The following is a 19,420-nucleotide window of genomic DNA, read 5'->3' as shown; positions in this document are numbered from 1 at the left end:
TGCTGCGTAGGAATCCTCACGATGCCTCCTGTCACCGAGCTAGTCGGATTTACCGACATACTTGTCGGTCTATCCTACAGCACACATGTCGGAAAACCAGACAGGTCGCCGAAAAAGAAGGAGGATCTCGTTCATGGAGTTCAGAGAGTTCCAGGACCGGGCGCTACGCACCGACCAGAAGCCAGACCCGGCTGACATCGTCGTTCACCTCCTCGGCCTGGCTGGCGAAGCCGGCTCAGTCGCATCGGAGTACAAGAAGTCGCTCCGTGACGGCGGCTCACACACGTGGTGGCGGCCCAGGATGCGGGAAGAGCTCGGCGACGTTCTCTGGTATGTCGCCGCGATCGCGCGCCACCTCGACTTGGACCTCGACGAGATCGCCCAGGCAAACCTGGAGAAGACGACTGACCGGTGGCTGCCCTCCAGCAGTGCCGCGCTCGACGCGAGTTGGCCCGACGCCGAGCAGCTTCCGCGGTCGGGGATCTACGAATTCGTGCCCACTACTTCCGCGTCCGGTCGTCCGGCAGTCGACCTGTTCCTTGACGGCGAGAAGGTCGGCGACCAGTTGACCGACGCCTCCTACGTCGACGACGGGTACCGGTTCCACGACATCTTCCATCTCAGTTATGCCGTCATCCTTGGCTGGTCGCCGGTCACACGGTCGATCCTGAAGAGGAAGCGGAAGAGCGACCGAGTCACTGATGAGAACGAGGACGGTGGCCGCGCCATCGTCATCGAGGAAGGCATCGCTGCCATCGTCTTCGGCTATGCCTCCCAACACAACATGCTCGAGAACATCAACCGCCTCGACCAGAGCCTGCTCGACACCATCCAGATGGTCACCGGCCAACTCGAGGTGGGAGTCCGAAGCCAAGCCAACTGGGAGTCGGCAATCCTTCAGGGTTTCCACGTCTTCCGGCTGCTCGTAGCTCACCACGGAGGTCGAGTGCACTTCGACGGCGACCAGCGCACCCTCTCGTTCGAGGCGCCCGGGCACACACCGTGAGTCCCGCGCCGACGACAGGGAGTGCCTGAGCCACAGGCTGGCCGCACGTGACTGAGTCAGCCAGCATCTCGCTGGCAAGCCCGGTCATTCCGCCGCCCGCAGCCACAGAAACGGCCCGGTGGCCGCGGCGCAAGGCCAAACGAGCGGGACTGACCCGTCGAGCTCGACACGCGTGCATGCAGGCGTCTCGATCACGCCAGCAGTACGCGGCCCATCAGGTTGCAGGCGGGGTGACGGCGCCCCGGAGACTGGTGTGGAGCGCGCGAGCACGCACGCTGAGGTCATCGAAGGTGAGGACCTCGATGTTCTTGCTGTTGTGAAGCCACCGTCGCAACTTGGCTTCCTGGTCGTGGGTCACCTCGCTCCGGCGCCCCATGATGAGGACCCCGTGCGGGTTCTCGATCCCCGGCAGGTGCTTCTGGGCATAGGCGACGTTCTCCGCGACCCAGCCTTGAAAGTCGAGGATCTGACCCATGGCATGAGTGAATGGCGCAGCGAAGTCATCAGCCTGAGTAAAGATCCGGTCCTGGGGCTTCTCGATCTCTACGACGACGTAGCGGTAGTCGTGGCGCCGTACGACGAAGTCCGTGACCAGCTCGAGCCCAAGCCGCTTGCGATTCAGCACCTCCGCTGCGAGCGGGTCGACAAGGACAGGGTGCTTCTCCAAAAAGTTCTGATAGTCCTTCTCGGGCAGATCCTGCGCGACCAGCGCCTCCCACTCTTCGATGACTCCAAGGGTCAAGACAATCGAAGACTCCCGGGTCACCTTCAGGATGTGCGCAGTGAGTGGTGGCAGCGCATCGTCTCTGCTCAGGTCGAACTCCTGCTGCTGGAGGGCAACGAGCACACGCGAGTGCTCTGCGCTCGTCGAGGCTGCTGCGATGAAGTCGTCTACGACGACGCGCGCCTGCGCTTGCAGATCGAGCGCGACCGGCTCGACCGGGTAGGAGATGCCGAGCACGGTCTCCACCGGCGACTGACCCTGCGACGCGAGCCAGAGCGCCCTCAACGCCGCGCTGGCCCGGAGCCCACCAACGTCGGCCGACTCCAGAAATCGTCCTAGCGCGGCGATGCCAGTCGAGTCCATCGACGCTAGGACACCGGCGGCGATTCGAGCGACCTCGTGCTTCTCGTAGGTCCGGCTTGCCTTCGTCGACAATGCATGAATTAACTGCCCCACCTCGCCCGCCGCTGCGAGCCCTCGGCAGTCTCTGTAAAAGGCGAGCATCCCGTCGCGCCCTGCATAGTCGTCGACGTCCACGATGATCTCCTGCGGCTCTGAAGTCCTGCTCGACGCGACACTAAGGGTTCGTCGTGTCCGACGGGGCGGGGAGAGGACACTCCGCCGTGAGTTCTGCGGCCCGCTACCGGACAGGGGCGCTCGCCGACCTGGAGAAGGCCGTCATGCCCCGCTCCCACGGGCAACGGTCTGCCCGAGGTTATCGACAGGCCCGACGAGGCAGTGGTCGCCCTGAGACCGCCGATCCGCCCCGTGCACCCCCAGGGGTGCACGGGCAGCCGAAGATTCTCTATTCGTTCCAGAAAGCTGCCGCGGATTGATCGCCCGCGCGCTCGGCCGCGACATAGGTGACTGACACGAGCACGCCAGACCCACACGAGGAGGACCACGCCGCGCCATCGGCGACAACCAAGCATCGCGGGCACACCCGACGGGCGACTCCTAAATGGGACGAAGCCCCGGATCCCAAGACCCGGGGCCAGTCACACGTGCGCGAGGGGGGAGTTGAACCCCCACGTCCTTTCGGACACACGGACCTGAACCGTGCGCGTCTGCCTATTCCGCCACTCGCGCGTCGCCGCCAATCAACGGCCGGCCAAGGCTATCCCAGTCCCGCCCCTCACCCAAAACGGGGGGTACGCCGAAGGGTCGGCTCGCCGGGAGGCAGGCGATGGGCGAGCGAAGGTCCCGGGTGGGGCAGGGCGCCACCGATACGATCGTGGGGATCGTCGGGCACGGGTCCGGCCAGTGAGGCATGCGGAAGGAGGGCAGCGACGTGGGAGGACTGCAGCGGTTCGAGCAGCGCCTGGAGCAGGCGATCTCCGGCGTGTTCGCGCGCACCTTCCGCAGCGCCGTCCAGCCGGTGGAGGTGGCGGCCGCGCTGCAGCGCGAGCTCGACAACCAGGCCCAGGTGCTGTCGCGGCAGCGACGGCTGGTGCCCAACAGCTTCGTGGTGGAGCTGTCCGACGGCGACCTGGAGCGGCTGGCGCCGTACGACTCGGCGCTGGCGAGCGAGCTGACGACACAGCTGACCGAGCACGCCGAGCTGCAGTCCTATGTCTTCCCCGGCCCGATCCGGATCGTGTTCGAGTCGGCCGACGACCTGGGGACCGGACGGTTCCGGGTGCGCAGCCACGCGGAGGCGGAGGTGACCGGGCAGAGCCGGCGCGGCACCGGCCGGCGCACGCGGGCGGTGCTCGAGGTCAACGGCACCGAGCACCCGCTGCAGGCGCCGGGACTCGTCGTCGGTCGCGGCAGCGAGGCCGACCTGCGGATCAACGACCCCGGGGTGAGCCGGCGCCACGCGGAGTTCCTCATCACCACCCAGCCCGGTACGACGGGCGCGGGTCCTGTCCACGTCGAGGTGCACGACATGGGATCGACCAACGGCATCCGCGTCGACGGGCAGAAGGTCGCGCGCGCGACGCTGCGCGACGGCTCCCGGGTGCAGATCGGCCACACGTCCCTCGTGCTCCGGCTGCTCCAGGAACCGAGTCAGGTGGTGGGAGATGTCTGAGCTGACCCTGTTCCTCGTCCGGATCGCGTATCTGGCGATCCTGTGGATCTTCGTCCTGTCCGCGATCTCGGTGATCCGCAGCGACATGTTCGGCGCCCGCGTGCCCGCCCCTGCCGCGCCCGGCAAGCAGCCGCGCGCCCCCAAGCCGGCCAGCCCGCGCCGCGGCCAGCCCACCCGGGTCGAGGTCGTGCAGGGCGTCAACACCGGCATCGTCGCCGACCTCGCGCAGGCCCCGGTCCTCATCGGGCGCGGCAACGACGCGGCCATCCGCCTCGACGACGACTACGTCTCCACCCGCCACGCGCGGATCGTCGAGTCCGGCGGGCAGTGGTACGTCGAGGACCTCGGCTCCACCAACGGCACGTACCTCGGCAGCCAGCGGCTCACCCAGCCGGTGCCGGTCGGCCTCGGCTCGCAGATCCGCATCGGGAAGACGATCGTGGAGCTGAGGAAGTAGATGACCGACGCCCCGAGCACCCCGCCGCCGCCCGGCCAGCCGACCGCCCCCCCGACCGACCCCCCAACGGACCGACCGCAGGACCCCGTGCTCCCGCCCGCGAACGGGCCCGAGGGCGCGCCCGCGCCCGAGCCGGGCCCCGACACGGTCGACGTCCGGCTGCGCGAGACCCGGCTCCGGCTCGACGGGTACGCCGTCTCCGACGTCGGCCGGGTGCGCAAGGACAACCAGGACTCCGGCTACTCCGGCCCGTGGCTGCTCGCCGTGTGCGACGGCGTGGGCGGCGCGGCGCGCGGCGACATCGCCTCCGGTACGGCGATCAGCGAGCTGCGCCGCCTCGACGAGCCGCCGGGCGCGACGGATGTCATCGACCGGGTCAACGACGGGCTCCACGAGGCGCACGTGTCGATCGGAGCGCAGGTCGACCACGACCCCGCCCTCAACGGCACGAGTACGACGGCCACGGTCGCGCTGTTCGACGGGCGGCGGCTGGCCGTGGGCCACGTCGGCGACTCGCGGGCCTATCTCCTGCGCGACGGCGAGCTGTCGCAGCTGACCAACGACCACACGTTCGTGCAGAGCCTGATCGACGAGGGCCGGATCACCGAGGCGGAGGCGCGGGTGCACCCGCACCGCAACCTGATCCTCAAGGCGCTCGACGGGCTGCACGACGTCGAGCCGGACCTGTTCGCGCTGGAGCTGGTGCCCGGCGACCGGCTGTTCCTGTGCAGCGACGGCGCGTGCGGGGTCCTCGAGGACGACCGGATCACCGCGCTGCTGGCCGACGGCACGCCGGAGTTCAGCTCGGTCGAGCTGGTCCGCGCGAGCCTCGACGCCGGCAGCTCTGACAACGTGACCTGCGTGGTCGCCGACGTCGTCGACGCCGGCGACCCGGCCGGGCCCGGGCCCTCCGCGCCGATGGTGGTCGGCGCGGCGGCCGACCTGAGCCGTCGGCGTACCCGCAACCTGTTCCGCGCGCACCGCTCGGGCGACACCGGCGAGCTCGAGCCGATCACCGCGGAGATCCCCGCGGGGGTCGGCTACGCCATCCCCGAGGACCCGATCGTCGACCCCGAGACGCTGCGCTACGCGCCGCAGCCGCCGCCGCGCTATGCCTGGGCCCGCCGCCTGCTCGCGGCCGCGGTCGTGCTCGGCATCGGCTGGATCGCGGTCGGCACGGGCTACTGGTGGAGCCAGCAGAAGTACTACGTCGGCGAGGACGACGGCTTCGTCGTCATCTACCGCGGCGTCGACGTCCCCGGCCTCTCGCACGTCTACGAGATCTCCGACCTCCCGGTCGCGGACCTCCAGGAGTCGACCCAGGAGGAGGTCCGCGACGGCGCGATGATCTACAGCAGCGTCGAGCGGGCCCGCGACGCGATCACCCGCATCGGCGCCAACGGCCGCCAGTCCGGCGACGACGCCACGACCACGCCGACGACCCCGACGACGCCCACGACGCCGACCGACCCGACCCCGCCGGCCTCCGACTCCGCGTCGCCGTTCTCGCCCTCGCCCCAGGGCGCCGGCGATCCGACCGCCCCGACCTCCTCGACCCCGAGCGGCGCCTGAGGAGCGGACGACCAGCCATGGCCACCAACTCCGCGCTGATGGGATTCGTGCACCGCCGCCGGCGGGGCGCGGAGCTCTTCCTGCTCGTCCTCGCCCTGATCGTCGGCATCGGCGCCTACGCCGCGGTCGGCCTGGGCGTCGACGGGGAGGTGCCCACGAACCTGATCGGGTACGGCGGCTGGCTGACCCTCCTCGTGGTCGCCGCGCACATCGCGGTGCGCATCGTCGCGCCGTACGCCGACCCGGTGCTGCTGCCCGTGGTGGCGGCGCTCAACGGGCTGGGCCTGGCGATCATCCACCGCGTCGACCTCGCCAAGGACACCGGCCTGGCCAGCCAGCAGCTGACCTGGATGACGCTCGGCGTGGTGCTGTTCGTCGGCACCCTGATCGTGCTGCCCGACCACCGGCTACTCGCCCGGTTCACCTACACCTCGGGCCTGACCGCCATCGCGCTGCTGATCCTGCCGATGATCCCGGGGCTCGGCACCCAGATCAACGGCGCCCGGATCTGGATCGCGCTCGGCCCGTTCAGCTTCCAGCCCGGTGAGATCGCGAAGGTGCTGCTCGTCATCACCTTCGCCGGCTACCTCGTCGTGCACCGCGACGCGCTCGCCCTCGCCGGCCGGCGGGTCGTGTTCGTCGACCTCCCGCGCGGCCGCGACCTGGGCCCGATCCTGATGATGTGGATCGTCAGCCTCGGCATCCTCGTGCTGCAGCGCGACCTCGGCTCGAGCCTGCTGTTCTTCGGCCTGTTCCTCGTCATGCTCTACGTCGCGACCGAGCGGCCGGGCTGGCTGGTCGTCGGGGCGCTGCTGTTCTTCGGTGGCGCGGCGGTCGCGTTCCGCATCTTCGGCCACGTGCAGAGCCGCGTCGAGATCTGGCTCGACCCGTTCGCCGACGCCGACGGCAGCGGCTACCAGCTGGTGCAGGCGCTCTACGGCTTCGCCTGGGGCGGCCTGGTCGGTCGCGGTCTCGGCGAGGGCATGCCGCAGCGCGTGCCGTACGTCGAGTCCGACTTCATCCTCGCCGCGATCGGCGAGGAGCTCGGCCTCACCGCGGTGATGGCGGTGCTGCTGCTCTACGGCCTCGTCGTGGAGCGGGCCCTGCGCGCGGCGCTGATCTCGCGCGACGGCTTCGGCAAGCTGGTCGCGACGGGCCTCGCCGCGGTCTTCGCGCTGCAGGTCTTCGTCGTCATCGGCGGCGTCACCCGGCTGATCCCGCTGACCGGCCTCACGACACCGTTCCTCTCCTACGGCGGCTCCTCGCTGGTCGCGAACTGGGTGATCATCGCGATCCTGCTGCGTATCTCCGACCAGGCCCGCCGGCCGCTGCCCGACCTGGCGGCCGACGAGGCGGGAGACCCCGACGAGCAGGCCACCCAGGTCGTCAAGGTCATGCCGGAGTGGCGGTGATGTGAGATGAACAAGCCGATCCGCGCCGTGTCGATCTTCTGCATGTTCCTGTTCCTCGCCCTGATGGCGAACGTGACCTACGTGCAGTTCTGGAAGTCCGACGACTACAACACCGATCCGCGCAACGCCCGCGTCGCCGAGGCGTCCTACAGCCGCGAGCGCGGCCAGATCCTGGTGGGCGACAAGCCGGTCGCGGAGAGCAAGAAGTCCGACGACCGCTACAAGTACCTCCGCGTCTACCCCGAGGCCGGCGCGCGGATGTTCGCGCCGATCACCGGCTACCTCCAGCTCGGCAGCCAGACCGGCATCGAGCGCAGCCAGAACGCCGTGCTCACCGGGGAGGACCCGCAGCTGTTCGTCACCCGCCTCGTCGACCTGCTCAAGGGCGAGACCGCGCAGGGCGGCAACGTCGTGCTCACCGTGGACGCCGAGGCGCAGAAGGCCGCGTTCGAGGGGCTGCGCGACACCCTCGGCCCGCGCGGCGAGGGCTCGGTCGTGGCGATCGAGCCGAAGACCGGGCGGGTCCTCGCGATGGCGTCCTACCCGTCGTACGACCCCAACGAGCTCGCCACCCACGACGCGGCGAAGGCGTCGGCGGCCTACGAGGCGCTCGACGCCGACGAGCGGGAGCCGCTGCTCAACCGCGCCCTGCGGACCCGGCTCTTCCCCGGCTCGACCTTCAAGCTGGTGACCGCGGCCGCCGCGATCGAGGCGGGCAAGTACCACGCGAACGACGACGTCCCCGCCGGGGCGACGTACGAGCCGCCGGGCACCAGCCACCAGATCGGCAACGACGGCCGCAGCCAGTGCAGCCCCGCGAACATCAGCTTCGCCCGGGCCATGGAGTGGTCGTGCAACACCACCTTCGCCCGGCTGGCCGTCGAGGTCGGCCCGGAGAAGATGCGCGAGCAGGCCGAGGCGTTCGGCTTCAACAGCACCTCGCTGCTCGACCTGCAGGGCCAGGTCCCGTCGGTCTACCCGACCGGCGTCGACGTGCCGGACAGCGAGGGCGGCGGCACCCGCGAGCTGAGCCTCGCCGAGACCGCGCAGACCGGCATCGGCCAGAACACCGTGCAGTCGACTCCGCTGCAGATGGCCATGGTCACCGCCGCGATCGCCAACCAGGGCAAGCTGATGCGGCCCTATCTCGTCGAGAAGGTGCAGACGGCCGGCTTCAACGTGCTGCGCACCACCGAGCCGGAGGTGCTCAACGAGAACGCGGTGTCGGCCGAGACCGCCGGCGAGCTCACCGAGCTGCTGGTCTCCACCGTCACCGACGGCACCGCGTCGCCGGCCGCGATCCCCGGCGTGAGCGTGGCCGGCAAGACCGGCACCGCGCAGCGCGGCGACACGCTGTGCAGCGCCGGCGGCAAGCCGCCGTACGCCTGGTTCGTCTCGTTCGCGCCGGCCCAGGACGCCCAGGTGGCGGTGGCAGTCATGATCGAGGAGGCGCCCGACCGGGCGTGCAGCGAGATCGCGGGCGGCCAGCTCGGTGGTCCGATCGCGAAGGCAGTGATGGAAGCGGTGTTGGAGAAGTGAGCACGTCGTGACCGAGCAGAGCAGGTACGCCGACCGGGCCGGTCGCTATCGCCTCGACTCCATGATCGCCACCGGCGGCATGGGGGTGGTGTGGCGCGGCACCGACACCCGGCTGAACCGGCCGGTCGCGGTCAAGGTCCTCAAGCCCGAGTACGCCGACGACCCGATGTTCCGCAGCCGCTTCGAGGGCGAGGCCCGCAGCGCCGCAGCGCTCCACCACCCCGGGATCGCCGGGGTCTACGACTACGGCGCCGGCGAGCACGCCGTCGGCGACGACCTGCCGCCGTACCTCGTCATGGAGCTGGTCGACGGCCAGCCGCTCTCGACGCTGCTCGCCAACGCCCGCGCCAGCGGCCGCACCCTCGATACCGCTGTGGTCCAGGACCTGATGGCGCAGGCGTCCGAGGCGCTGGGCGTCGCGCACCGCGCCGGCATCGTGCACCGCGACGTGAAGCCCGCCAACCTGCTGGTGACCTCGGACCGCACGGTCAAGATCACCGACTTCGGCATCGCCCGCGCCCTCGACTCGGTCGCGCTCACCCGCACCGGCTCGGTGATGGGCACGCCGCAGTACCTCAGCCCCGAGCAGGCCCGCGGCAACCCGTCCACGCCCGCCTCCGACGTCTACTCCCTGGGCGTCGTCGCCTTCGAGTGCCTCGCCGGACGCCGCCCGTTCGAGGCCGAGACCCCGGTCGCGACCGCGCTGGCCCACCTGCAGCAGCCGGTGCCGCAGCTGCCGCCCGGCGTACCCGGGCCGCTGGCCGCCGTGGTCCGCCGCGCGCTCGCCAAGGACCCCGCCGAGCGGTACGCCGACGGCGCGGCCTTCGCCGAGGCGCTCCGCTCGCCGGAGGTCGCCGCCGCGACGACCCCGGACGAGCCGGACGACGGGCAGACCCGGGTGCTCACCGGGGTGGTCCCGCCCGTGCCGGTCCCGCCCACCGCCGGCACGGCGACACCCGAGCCGATGCGGCGCCTCGACAGCCCCGCGGCGTACGCCGGCGACGACCGGGGCTCCGACGGCGACGCTGCCACCCGGGGCGACACCGACGACGAGCGCACCTCGCCGTGGCCCATCGCGATCACGGTCCTGCTGGTCGTGGCCATCGCGGTCGTCGCGGCGATCCTGCTGCTCGGCGGTGGCGACGAGGACCCGGTCGACACCGAGACCACGCGGTCGACGCCGACGACGGAGACGACCACGGAGGACTCCGAGCCGACCGAGCCCACGGACGAGCCGACCGACGAGCCCACCACCGAGGAGCCGGAGACGGTCGAGGTCGACCAGGAGCAGTACACCTGCTTCAGCAACTACCGGCGTGCGGTCGACGACCTGAAGGCCGACGGGCTGAAGGTCACCTGGGAGCAGGACTCCCGCGCCAACGACGGCGGCTGTGACGAGGGGACCGTCTCGAGGTTCTCCCGCAACGGCACCCTCACCGTGGGCGACGCGATCGTCGTCTACTTCTGGGGACCCGAGCCGGCGGATCCGACCACCGATCCCACCCAGCCCACCCAGCCCACGGGGCCGACCGACCCGGTCACCCTGCCCACCGCTCCCACCGACCTCACCGGGGGTGCCCAGTGACCACTCCTCCGCACGATCCCGGGGCGACCCGCCCCGTCGTCGGCGGTCGCTACGAGCTCGCCGAGCTGCTCGGCCGCGGCGGCATGGCCGAGGTCCGCAAGGGCACCGACACCCGGCTCGGCCGGGTGGTCGCAGTCAAGCGGCTGCGCAGCGACCTGGCCAGCGACGCGACCTTCCAGGCGCGCTTCCGCCGCGAGGCGCAGTCGTCCGCCTCGCTCAACCACCCCGCGATCGTCGCGGTCTACGACACCGGCGAGGAGCGCACCACCCACCTCGACGGCAGCACCGAGGTCGTCCCCTACATCGTGATGGAGTACGTCGCCGGGCGGACCCTGCGCGACATCCTGCGGGAGGGTCGCAAGATCCTGCCCGAGCGGGCGCTGGAGATCACCAGCGGCGTGCTGTCGGCACTCGACTACAGCCACCGCGCCGGGATCATCCACCGCGACATCAAGCCCGGCAACGTCATGCTGACCCCGTCGGGCGACGTGAAGGTGATGGACTTCGGCATCGCCCGCGCGATGAGCGACGCGCAGTCCTCGATGACCCAGACCGCCGCCGTCGTCGGTACCGCGCAGTACCTCTCCCCGGAGCAGGCCCGCGGCGAGACCGTCGACTCCCGCTCCGACGTCTACTCCGCCGGCTGCCTGCTCTACGAGCTGCTCACCGGCCGGCCGCCGTTCGTCGGCGACTCGCCCGTGGCCGTGGCCTACCAGCACGTCCGCGAGCCCGCCGTACCCCCGTCGCGGCACGAAGACGACCTCACCCCCGAGGTCGACGCCATCGTGATGAAGGCGCTGGCCAAGCGGGTCGAGGACCGCTACCAGTCGGCTGCGCAGATGCGTGCCGACATCGAGCGCTACCTCGCCGGCCGCCCCGTCCAGGCGGTGCTGCCGCCGGTCACGAGCGAGACGTCCGTCGTCGCGCCGCGACCCCCGGCGCCGGCCGACCACGGCGACCACGGCGCCACCGCCGTCCGGCCTCCGCTGCCGCCGAGCCGCGACGACGACCGGCGCAGCCGGGTCGGGCTGTGGGTCGTGCTCGGCCTGCTCATCGCGGCGATCATCGCGACCGCCTACATCGTGTGGCCGCGGCTCTTCGACGACACCCCGCCACCGGTGCGGGTGCCGAGCGTGATCCGGATGAGCGAGGACGACGCCCGCGACGCGATCGGCGACGCCGGCCTCGAGGTCGGCACCGTCACCGTGCGCAACGACGACGAGATCGAGGCCGGGCTGGTCATCGAGCAGGATCCCGAGGGTGACGACTACGTCGCTCCGGAGTCGAAGGTCAACCTGGTGGTCTCGCTCGGACCGGGCCAGTTCTCGCTGCCGTCGGTCGTCGAGCTCAAACGCAAGGAGGCCATCGACACCCTCGTCGGGGCCGGGATCGCGCGGCGCAGTATCACCGAGCGCGAGTGCGACACCGACGACGACAAGGGCACCGTCGTCGAGCAGAACCCGCCGGGCAACACCATGGTCGACCGCGAGGCGACCGTCGAGCTCTGCGTGTCCGACGGGCCCGAGACCGTCCCGAGCGTGGTCGGCATGAAGCAGGCCGACGCGGAGCGGGCGATCAAGGAGGCCGGCTTCGTGCCGGTGGTCCGCGACGCCCGGCCCGACGACGCCAGCCAGAAGAAGGGCCGGGTCACCGAGCAGATCCCCGCCGACGGCACCCTCGCGGCCGGCTCCAATGTCGTCATCTTCATCTCGGTCTACGAGCCGGCCCCCCCGCCGCCGACCGACACCGACACCGACGGCGACGGCCTGCCCGACGACGACGAGGCCGCCCGCGGCACCGACCCGACGAACCCGGACACCGACGGCGACGGGGTCAGCGACGGCCAGGAGGTCGCCAACGGCACCGATCCGCTCAACCCGCTGGGCCGCGAGGTCCGGCCCGGCGGCTCGGGCGGCGGCTGGGGCGGCGCGGGCGAGCCGGGAGCCTCCGGCGACGCGGACGACGGCGACGCCTGACGCGGACCCGCTGCCCGCCCGTCGGTGGACGCACGGCGCCGCAGCGGTCCGGCGCCCGCGCCTCAGCGCAGCGGCCGGGCGTACTGCAGGTCCACGAGGCCGTCGTACGCCGGCGCCTCGATCCGCTCCTCGAACTCCAGGGACCAGCCCATCTCGATGAGCGGGTTCTCCGCGTCCTTGCGGTAGCCGCTGACGATCGGGTCGGCCGCGACCGAGCCGTAGAGCTCGCTCGGGTCGCCGACGGCCTCGATGACATAGGGCTGCGGGAACGGCTCGCCCTGGAGCTGGACCACCGGTCCCTTGCAGCGGATGCCGGTCGTCGAGATGACCCGCTGCCCGGCGATCGTGACCGCGGTCGCGCCGCCCCGCCACAGCGCGTTGACCACCGCCTGGATGTCTTGTTGGTGCACCACGAACCGGTTGAGGTTGAGCCGCTGCTCGGGGTCGAGGCCCTTGTTGCGCTCGACCGCCTCGTCGAGCAGCTCCTCGGGGGCGTCGGAGAGGGTGATCTGCAGGCCGGGGCCGGTGCGCGGCGTCATGCCGGCGGGGTCGCGCAGCTCGGCGATCTCGCGCCGCGCGTCCCGCACGCCCTTGTCGCTGACCGCGTCGGTGAGCCGGTCGACCTGATCGGAGAGCTCCTGGTAGCGGTTCTCCACCTTGCGGAAGTCCGCGGCCTCGCCCTCGACCAGCCCGGACAGGTCCGTGTAGCGGCCCGGGCGCAGGTCGGAACCCTCGCTGTTGGTGGCCGACACGGCCAGCAGCGCACCGCTCAGGAGCACCACGACGGGGGTGCCGACGCGCCACACGAGGGAGCGACGAGCCGCCTCGGGTCGGCGGCCTGTCGTACCTCCGGCATGGGCACCCGTCATACTGACAGTGTCCACCACCACTGTCGCGCGCGCCCACGGGGCTCGCGCGGCGCCCGAACCCGATCGAGGAGCCACCCGTGGCGAAGTCGTCCCGCCTGTCGAAGCGCAAGGAGCGCGAGGTCTTCGGCGACCCGGATCGTGGCCCCGTCCTGAGCATCCGGTTCGCGGTCGCGCTGGTGCTCATCCTCGGCGGCATCGCCTGGATCCTGTACTACTACTTCGGCATCCGGCCGACCGACGGCTTCGGCAGCATCGGCTCCGACGGCAAGGTCCGCCAGCCCGGCGGACCGTCGTTCCTCGCCGACCTCGAGGGCAAGAACTACCTGATCGGGTTCATCGCGTTCTTCCTCGGCCTGATGGTCGCGGCCCACCCGAAGACCCCGTTCGGCCGCGGCCGCGGCGTCGTCATCGGGATGCTGGCCTGCTTCATCGTCGGCCTGGTCTGGATCTGTGTCTTCTACATCTTCCTCACCGGCGAGGACCCGAAGGACATCCCGATCATGAGTGACCTCGGGCAGAAGAACCTCTTCGTCGGCATCGCCTTCATGGCCGTCGGCTTCGCCTTCGCCACCCGCTGGGAGTAGCCCGCGCCCGCACACGTCGTACGCCGCGCCGGTGGACCTGGGTCCCCGGCGCGGCGTTTCGTTTTCCCCAGAGATCTCCACACCTGGGGAGAACTACATGGGTGTGATTCGTCCACACCAGTGGAAAAGCCTGTGGGAAAGGCGTCGCCGCCGCTTGTAACTAAGGGTTACGTACGGTTTCGGGGTGCCACAGCGCCCGGGTAGGTGTCATACCGCCCGGGTAGATGCTCGAACGACGCGCCAGGCCGCCGAGCAGCCGCCCGGCGCGACTCCCCGGGTGCTAGGACACCTACCCGGGTGCTGTGGCACCGAAATTCGTGCTGTCACCCTTAGTTACAAGGGCGATCAGGTCAGCACGAGGGTGCGCAGCACCGTGGCGACCACGAGGAGCACGCCGAGCGCGGCAAGCCCACCCACCTGGATCGCCGTACGCCGCGCGCGGGGCGCGAAGACCAGCACCGCCGCGATCGCGGCACCCCCGAGGAGGCCGCCGAAGTGGCCCTGCCAGGAGACGTTGGACAGGGAGAAGGTGAGGACGACGTTGATGCCGATCCACACCAGCAGGCTCTGCACGTTGCCGCCGACCTTGAGCCCGACGACGACGAGCGCGCCCATCAGGCCGAAGACCGCGCCGGAGGCGCCGACCGTGGTGGTCTGCTCGCCCGAGAGCCAGTAGACGGCGACCGAGCCGGCGAGGCCGGAGAGCAGGTAGAGCGCGAGGTAGCGGCCGCGGCCGAGGATCGACTCCAGCTGGGGCCCGAGCACCCACAGGGCGAGCATGTTGAAGCCGAGGTGCCACGGTTCGACGTGGGTGAACATCGAGGTGAGCAGCTGCCACACGGCGCCGTCGCTGACCCCGTCCGCCCAGTGGGCCGTGGTGCCGGTCCGGCAGCTCGCCTCGTCGACGAACGGGTAGTAGCCGCCGTTGCTCTCGCGGCACGAGCCGCGGGGGGCCAGCGCGAAGAGCTCGTAGAGCCGGCTGCCGTACCGGCCCGAGGCCATGATCGCGATCCAGATGACGACATTGATGCCGATCAGCGCGACGGAGACCGCGCCGGGGTTCGCGGAGATCTGGCCGCCGTACGCCGTCTTCGCCTGCCGCACCGACGCGCGCCCCTCGGCGACGCACTCGGGGCACTGGAAGCCGACGGCCGCCTCGTGCATGCAGTCGGGGCAGATCGGGCGCTCGCAGCGCTGGCAGCGGATCCAGGTCTCACGGTCGGAGTGCCGGTAGCAGGTCGGCACTCCGACCGGAGGGGTGCTCATGGGAGGAGCGTCAGCCGATGATCTCGACGGACTCGATCACGACCGGCTCGACCGGCTTGTCGTTGCGGCCGGTCGGGACCGCGGCGATCGCGTCGACGACGTCGCGACCGGCCTGGTCGGCGACCTCGCCGAAGATCGTGTGCTTGAAGTTCAGCCAGGTGGTGGCGCCGACGGTGATGAAGAACTGCGAGCCGTTGGTGCCGGGGCCGGCGTTCGCCATCGCGAGCAGGTAGGGCTTGTCGAAGACCAGCTCGGGGTGCGGCTCGTCCTTGAAGGTGTAGCCGGGGCCGCCGGTGCCCGTGCCGAGCGGGCAACCGCCCTGGATCATGAAGCCGGGGATGACCCGGTGGAAGGTGAGGCCGTCGTAGAACGGGCCGCTCGCCCCGTTGCCGGCGTCGTAGGCCTTCTCGCCCGTGGCGAGACCGGTGAAGTTGGCGACCGTCTCCGGCGCGTGGTTCGGGAACAGGTTGAGCGTGATGTCGCCCTTGTTGGTCTTCAGGACGGCCTGCGGCTCTGCCATGGAAGTGCCTCGTCTCCAGCTGGTGGGGATGTGGTGCGGAACGAGGTCGATCCTACTGAGGCAGCACAGGTACGACGGGTGTACCTGCCGCGGAGGACGTGGTGGGATGGACCTGTCGGTCCGACCGGGCCGACAGAGCGCCGTACGGCGAAGGAGGCTCGGGATGGGAAAGCTGAAGAAGCTCGTGGTCCTCGGGGGGTTGGGAGCGCTCGTCGCGACGGTCGCGAAGCGGCTGCAGGCCGGGGGCGCCGACGAGGCGTCGCTGTGGCAGTCCGCGCCGAACCCGCCCACACCGCCGCTGCCGCCGGACACCCCGGAGCCGCCGGCACCGCCCGCGCCGGCGCCCGACGAGCTGCTCGTCGACAACGCGCCGGAGCCGATCGACGAGCCGGCCGACCTGCCGGGCGCGGCCGACGCTCCGGATCAGGTGCCCCCGCCGCCGACCCCGGACCCGCTGACCGACCCGTTGCCGGAGGAGCCGCAGAACTGAGCGCCCAGGGCTCCGAGGACCGGCCGGTCAGCCTGAGAAGCACATCAGGTTGACATTGAACGACAGGCTGGTCGACCCGGTGTTGGAGATCCGCAGGCCTACCTCGCTGACCCGGTGGAAGGCGTCCGCGGTGCCCACCGTGGGCGTGACGAAGATGTTATCGATGTTGACGTTGGCGAGGGTCCAGTTCATCAGGAACTTGCCGGCCGGGCACTTGTACCAGCGGGTCACCTCGGCGTTGTTCGCCACGACGTTGGCCTGGGGCGTGGCTTGGGAATCGACCGTGGTGTACAGGACTGCCTGCAGGCCGAGGACCCCGGCCGGCCCCTGAGGTCCGGTCGCGCCCTGCGGGCCGGTGGCGCCCTGCGGTCCCTGGGGACCGGTGGCGCCCTGCGGGCCGGTCGCACCCTGGGGTCCGGCGCTGCCCTGCGGACCCGGCGCGCCGGTCGCACCGGTCGCACCCTTCTCACCGGCCGCGCCCTTGTCGCCCGGGGCGCCCCTGAGCGCGGCCAGCGCCGACGGCGAGAGGTCCGCGGCGACCAGGCTGCCGTCCTTGACGTGCTTGGAGACGATCGCGTTCTTGGCGATCTGCTTTCCGGTGATCTTGCCTGCGGCGTAGGAGCCACCGGCGAGGGCGAGGGCGAGCACCGCAGCGAGCACGACGCCGGGTGCGAGGAGCCTGCGAAGGACGGTCATGATGTCTGCTTCCTTCCGAGACCCCGCCCGAGCGGGGCGCGCGTGAACCGGACGGGACCGTCCGGCCCCACGGAGGCTAGGAACGCCGGCGCCTCCCGGGCTTGAGTGGTCACCACTCAATTGCCGCGGGGGTCAGGGACGCTCGGGTACGCCGATCGCCGCGGCCAGCCCACCGCGGGACGACACCCCGAGCTTGGCGTAGGCCCGGCTCAGGTGGTTCTCGACGGTGCGGACCGACAGGTGCAGCCGCGCGGCGATCTCGGCGTTCGAGGCGCCGTCGGCGGCGAGCTCGGCGACGGTGCGCTCGCGCCGGCTCAGCGGGTCCTGCGGGAGACCGACCAGCAGCGGCGTGGCGGGCTGCCCGATCCGGGCGGCCAGCTCGTGCGCCTGCCGTCGGGCGGCGGCCGCGGCGCGCCCGGTCAGGAGCCGGGATCCCTCCGCCGCGGCCTCGGCCGCCGCGAGGATCGCCCCGAGGCCGACGAAGTCCTCGGCCGCCGCGACGACGCCGGCGCCGTCGTGCCGGTCGAGCGCGGTGGCCAGCCGGAGCCGGGCCACGGCGAGCGGCGAGTCGAGGTCGAGCTCGGCCAGGCGTGCGGCGACGCCCTCCCGGTCGCCCATCCGGAGCCGCTCATGCAGGATCCAGGCCTCGGTCACCCGGGCCTCGACCTCGCGGGTCGCCCGCTCGCCCTCGCGCAGGAGACCGCGGGCGCGGCCGGGCCGGCCCGCGCCGTACTCCGCCCAGGCGTGGGCGATCGGCATCTGGTGCCGCAGGAAGCCGACGCCCTCGGGGAGCGCCGCGAGCCGGGCGAGCAGATCCGGGGACACCGCCTCGCCGCGGCTCCCGGTGCACACCATGAGCATCGCGATCGCCAGCCGCTGCGCGTCGACCATCCCGCAGGCGGTCGCGGCGACGAGCGCGCGCCGGGCCCAGAGCACCGCTGCGTCGAGGTCGCCGACCTGGCCCCAGGCGGCCGAGGCGACGACGGCTCCCCAGGCGCGGCCGACCACGATGCCGTCGGCGAGGGCACCGTCGTGCGAGCGCTCGCCGTACTCGACGGCGAGGGCGTAGCTCCCGTGCTCGCGCGCGGCGTGACTGGCGATCGTCAGCAGCCGGTCCCGGGTGCCGGGGATGACCTCCTGCGGATGGTCGAGCGCGAGACGGAGGGTGCCGCCAACCAGATCGAGTGCCTCGGCGGTGCGGCCGAGGTGGGTGAGCACGTGGACCCGGGTCGTCGCGTGCAGGGTGCGCAGCGCCGGAGGCAGCGCGGCGAGGTCGATGCCGTCGAGCAACTGCTGGGCGCGGTGCGCCTCGGCGGCGTAGATCCGGCTGTCGGCCTCGGCGATCGCGAACGCCTCGCGGACCATCGGCGCCCCCGCGGGGTAGCGCCGCGCCTCGGCCCGCAGGGCGGCCGCGGCCGCGGCGACGTCGAAGGTCCCCCAGACGATCAGCTTGTGCACGGTGACGGCGAGGGCGATCGCCAGCGGCCCGGGCTCGATCCGGGCCAGGGTGGCGCGCAGCGCCTCGACGGCCTCGCCCGAGCGGCCCAGCTCGCTGAGCGCCGCGGCCAGGACCAGGGCAGCCTGGCCGGCCACCTCGCCGTCGCCGAGCTCCACGGCGGCGGCCGCGAGACGCCGGGCCGTCTCGGCCGAGCCGCCCGCGTTGGCGAGCCGCGCCGCGGCCAGCAGGCCGGACGGATCGGGCCGCTCGCCGGCATCGAGGCTGAGCACGGCGATCCGGACGACGTCGGGTGTGGGGGAGCGCTGCGCAAGTTCGAGATGCTGGCGCAGCAGGCGGCGGCGGGCGACCGGCGAGGTGTCGTCCCAGAGAACCTCCGCGAAGAGCGGGTGCACGAAGCGCAGGACCGGCCCGTCCCACCGCAGTACGCCGAGGCCGACCAGCTCGTCGACGGTCGCCGCACCCCACCGCTCGACCTCCTCGAGCGACATCCGGCCGACGGCCGCGACGACCCGGGCCGCCTCCTGGGCCTCGTCCGAGCTGCCGGCGAGCCGGGCGAGCAGCGCCTGCCGCAGCCGGACCGGCACGCTGAGGCTCCCGCGGGCGACCCAGCCGGCTGGCTCATGATGGAGCGTCCCGGCATGCCGGGCCTCGCCGATGACCTGGGCGATGAACAGGGCGTTGCCGCCGGTCCGGCTCCAGACCTCCTGGACGATCCCGGCGTCGACCACGTCGCCGAGCAGGTCCTGGACGAACCGCTCGGTCTCCTCACGGGTGAAGACGCCGACCGTGACCAGCTCGGTCCCGAGATCGTGCGCGAACGCGCCGATCGCCGCCGGCAGGACGCCGTCCTGGGTCCGCACGGTCGCCACCACGGTGCGCCCGTGGTCGCGCGCCACCCGCAGCGCGACCCCGAGGGAGACATCGTCGCACTGGTCCAGGTCGTCGACGGCGAGCACCCCGCCGGCGGGCACGGCCCGGACGACGTCGGCGACCATCGCCGTCATCGCGACCGAGGTGGGGGCGACCAGGTGCGCCATCGCGCTGAGCGGTACGCCGGCCAGGGCGGCGGTGCCGTACGCACGGACGGCACCGGTGTCGCAGGCGAGGACGTCGAGCAGGTGGGTCTTGCCGACCCCACCCTCGCCGGCGATGAGGACGACCTGGCACTCGGCCCGGGCGAGCGCCGTACGCAGCCGCTCGAGCTCCTCGCCCCGCCCGATGGTCCGCACGGCG

Annotated in this window: 16 protein-coding genes and 1 tRNA gene; 10 read left to right on the top strand and 7 right to left on the bottom strand. The window is 71.8% G+C overall.

Features of this window, described 5'->3' with window-relative positions:
- Positions 1 to 133: 133 nt before the first annotated feature.
- Complete coding sequence (locus tag ACPZVR_RS16360; protein ID WP_436700670.1) at positions 134 to 1,006, top strand: nucleoside triphosphate pyrophosphohydrolase family protein; 873 nt, start codon at positions 134 to 136, stop codon at positions 1,004 to 1,006.
- Between the two features lie 214 nt (positions 1,007 to 1,220).
- Here ACPZVR_RS16360 and ACPZVR_RS16355 read toward each other — a convergent pair whose 3' ends face one another.
- Positions 1,221 to 2,267 carry a Shedu immune nuclease family protein gene (locus ACPZVR_RS16355; RefSeq protein ID WP_436700669.1) on the bottom strand — a complete coding sequence of 349 codons (1,047 nt, stop codon included), beginning with the start codon at positions 2,265 to 2,267 and terminating at the stop codon, positions 1,221 to 1,223.
- A 468-nt stretch (positions 2,268 to 2,735) separates the two neighbouring features.
- Positions 2,736 to 2,819: transfer RNA gene (locus ACPZVR_RS16350), tRNA-Leu, on the bottom strand.
- Between the two features lie 202 nt (positions 2,820 to 3,021).
- Between ACPZVR_RS16350 and ACPZVR_RS16345 the strand changes: the two genes are divergently transcribed.
- From ACPZVR_RS16345 to pknB, 7 genes are all read left to right on the top strand, one after another.
- Positions 3,022 to 3,762 carry an FHA domain-containing protein gene (locus ACPZVR_RS16345; protein ID WP_436700668.1) on the top strand — a complete coding sequence of 247 codons (741 nt, stop codon included), beginning with the start codon at positions 3,022 to 3,024 and terminating at the stop codon, positions 3,760 to 3,762.
- A complete protein-coding gene (locus tag ACPZVR_RS16340) occupies positions 3,755 to 4,219 on the top strand; it encodes an FHA domain-containing protein FhaB/FipA (RefSeq protein ID WP_308087793.1) in 465 nt (154 codons plus the stop codon). The genes ACPZVR_RS16345 and ACPZVR_RS16340 overlap by 8 nt, the downstream gene beginning before the upstream one ends.
- An 87-nt stretch (positions 4,220 to 4,306) precedes the next feature.
- On the top strand, positions 4,307 to 5,791 hold the full coding sequence (locus tag ACPZVR_RS16335) for a PP2C family protein-serine/threonine phosphatase (RefSeq protein WP_436700667.1): 1,485 nt from the start codon (positions 4,307 to 4,309) through the stop codon (positions 5,789 to 5,791).
- Positions 5,792 to 5,808: 17 nt separating this feature from the next.
- Positions 5,809 to 7,203 carry an FtsW/RodA/SpoVE family cell cycle protein gene (locus ACPZVR_RS16330; RefSeq protein ID WP_436700666.1) on the top strand — a complete coding sequence of 465 codons (1,395 nt, stop codon included), beginning with the start codon at positions 5,809 to 5,811 and terminating at the stop codon, positions 7,201 to 7,203.
- A 6-nt stretch (positions 7,204 to 7,209) separates the two neighbouring features.
- Complete coding sequence (locus ACPZVR_RS16325; RefSeq protein WP_436700665.1) at positions 7,210 to 8,742, top strand: peptidoglycan D,D-transpeptidase FtsI family protein; 1,533 nt, start codon at positions 7,210 to 7,212, stop codon at positions 8,740 to 8,742.
- A gap of 7 nt (positions 8,743 to 8,749) precedes the next feature.
- Positions 8,750 to 10,327, top strand: coding sequence for a serine/threonine-protein kinase (locus ACPZVR_RS16320; RefSeq protein WP_436700664.1), 1,578 nt, complete (start codon positions 8,750 to 8,752; stop codon positions 10,325 to 10,327).
- A gap of 83 nt (positions 10,328 to 10,410) precedes the next feature.
- Positions 10,411 to 12,303, top strand: coding sequence for a Stk1 family PASTA domain-containing Ser/Thr kinase (pknB, locus tag ACPZVR_RS16315; protein WP_436700830.1), 1,893 nt, complete (start codon positions 10,411 to 10,413; stop codon positions 12,301 to 12,303).
- Positions 12,304 to 12,365: 62 nt separating this feature from the next.
- Here the strand turns inward: pknB and ACPZVR_RS16310 are convergent, their stop codons facing one another.
- The gene (locus ACPZVR_RS16310; RefSeq protein ID WP_436700663.1) at positions 12,366 to 13,172 is read right to left on the bottom strand and encodes a DUF881 domain-containing protein; all 807 of its coding nucleotides are present in this window, start codon (positions 13,170 to 13,172) and stop codon (positions 12,366 to 12,368) included.
- A gap of 77 nt (positions 13,173 to 13,249) precedes the next feature.
- Here ACPZVR_RS16310 and ACPZVR_RS16305 point away from each other — a divergent pair, with 77 nt between their 5' ends.
- Positions 13,250 to 13,756, top strand: coding sequence for a cell division protein CrgA (locus ACPZVR_RS16305; protein ID WP_436700662.1), 507 nt, complete (start codon positions 13,250 to 13,252; stop codon positions 13,754 to 13,756).
- Positions 13,757 to 14,101: 345 nt separating this feature from the next.
- On the opposite strand, the gene ACPZVR_RS16300 is transcribed toward ACPZVR_RS16305, so the two are convergent.
- Together ACPZVR_RS16300 and ACPZVR_RS16295 are read right to left on the bottom strand one after the other, a co-directional pair.
- Positions 14,102 to 15,022, bottom strand: coding sequence for a rhomboid family intramembrane serine protease (locus tag ACPZVR_RS16300; RefSeq protein WP_436700661.1), 921 nt, complete (start codon positions 15,020 to 15,022; stop codon positions 14,102 to 14,104).
- A 10-nt stretch (positions 15,023 to 15,032) separates the two neighbouring features.
- On the bottom strand, positions 15,033 to 15,542 hold the full coding sequence (locus ACPZVR_RS16295; RefSeq protein ID WP_436700660.1) for a peptidylprolyl isomerase: 510 nt from the start codon (positions 15,540 to 15,542) through the stop codon (positions 15,033 to 15,035).
- A gap of 163 nt (positions 15,543 to 15,705) precedes the next feature.
- On the opposite strand from ACPZVR_RS16295, the gene ACPZVR_RS16290 reads away from it, so the two are divergent.
- Positions 15,706 to 16,032, top strand: coding sequence for a hypothetical protein (locus ACPZVR_RS16290; protein WP_436700659.1), 327 nt, complete (start codon positions 15,706 to 15,708; stop codon positions 16,030 to 16,032).
- Positions 16,033 to 16,059: 27 nt separating this feature from the next.
- On the opposite strand, the gene ACPZVR_RS16285 is transcribed toward ACPZVR_RS16290, so the two are convergent.
- Together ACPZVR_RS16285 and ACPZVR_RS16280 are read right to left on the bottom strand one after the other, a co-directional pair.
- Complete coding sequence (locus ACPZVR_RS16285; RefSeq protein ID WP_436700658.1) at positions 16,060 to 16,728, bottom strand: hypothetical protein; 669 nt, start codon at positions 16,726 to 16,728, stop codon at positions 16,060 to 16,062.
- Positions 16,729 to 16,860: 132 nt separating this feature from the next.
- The gene (locus tag ACPZVR_RS16280; protein ID WP_436700657.1) at positions 16,861 to 19,416 is read right to left on the bottom strand and encodes a helix-turn-helix transcriptional regulator; all 2,556 of its coding nucleotides are present in this window, start codon (positions 19,414 to 19,416) and stop codon (positions 16,861 to 16,863) included.
- Positions 19,417 to 19,420: the final 4 nt, after the last annotated feature.

The sequence above is a fragment of the Nocardioides segetis genome, assembly GCF_051390595.1.
GTDB lineage: Bacteria > Actinomycetota > Actinomycetes > Propionibacteriales > Nocardioidaceae > Nocardioides.
The sequence above is the reverse complement of the archived record's forward strand: the minus strand, read 5'-3'. Positions and strand labels throughout refer to the sequence as shown.